We start from the raw sequence: 561 nt of genomic DNA, 5'->3' as shown, positions 1-561 counted from the left end.
GTTGACCGAGATCATCTCCCTCGAAGACGGAACGGAGGTGGCCCGGACCTGCATGTCTTACACCGGTGCCCAGCAACAGCCTTCAACCATCATTGATGGGGAGGGCGGCCACACCCGCCTGCACTGGGACGAGGGCTTGTTGCTGGAGGTGGTTGATCCGACCGGGGTGAGGGTACGGTTCGGCTACGACCCTCGTGGGGATCTGGTGTCCTCCACCGATGCCGAGGGCAACACCACCCGGCTGGTGCGGGATGATGCCGGCCGGGTGAGCGAGCTGGTGAAACCCTCTGGTGCGACGACCCGATTCCACTACACCCCCGCTGGAGGCCAGGATCGACCCGGACGGGGCGCGCTGGGAATACCGCTACAGCCTCGGGGGTCGGTTGACCGCGATGACGGACCCTGCGGGTGCCACAACCGAACTCGAGTACGGCTCCCATGGGGAGTTGGTGGCGTTGGTGGACCCGCTCGGGCGTCGGGTGGAACAAGACTGTGATGATCTGGGCAACATCAACCGGGTCCAGCTGCCCGATGGCGCGACCTGGGAATTCACCCACGACG

1 pseudogene is annotated in these 561 nt (G+C 65.4%); it reads left to right on the top strand.

Annotated elements, in window-relative coordinates:
• Positions 1-290 precede the first annotated feature (290 nt).
• Positions 291-561, top strand: a pseudogene (locus EII35_RS16590) (RHS repeat protein); the annotation flags it as partial.

This window comes from Arachnia propionica (assembly GCF_003932785.1).
Lineage (GTDB): Bacteria > Actinomycetota > Actinomycetes > Propionibacteriales > Propionibacteriaceae > Arachnia > Arachnia propionica_B.
Note: the sequence above shows the minus strand (reverse complement) of the source record. Positions and strands in the feature narration are given on the sequence as shown.